The sequence below is a fragment of the Mesorhizobium sp. WSM4832 genome, from assembly GCF_055811115.1.
The window spans coordinates 1-245 of the sequence record NZ_JBVVQH010000082.1 but is presented as its reverse complement, the minus strand read 5'-3'; the positions used below and the strand labels follow the sequence as shown (position 1 = coordinate 245).

Here is a 245-nt window from a genome sequence, read left to right as displayed (position 1 = left end):
GTCCATGGGCCGGGACCCCCCCGAAAAGAAATAATCGGAACGGAGAAGCACGTGAAAACAAAACACACCAAAAAAAAAAAAAAAAAACAAAAAAAAAAAAAAAAAAAATAAAAAAAAAAAAAAAAAAAAAACAAACCAAAAAAAAAAAAAAAAAAAAGGGGGGGGGGGGGGCGAAATGTGTAGTTTTAAACCCAAGGGGGTGGGGCGGGGGGGGGCAACGTCAGAGGGAAGCGGATGTGGTTTGT

At 40.0% G+C, this 245-nt stretch carries 1 protein-coding gene; it reads left to right on the top strand.

Features of this window, described 5'->3' with window-relative positions:
- Positions 1 to 245, top strand: a 245-nt coding sequence (locus AC0L2L_RS33430; RefSeq protein ID WP_473584028.1) for a hypothetical protein, incomplete at both ends; no start/stop codon positions are given.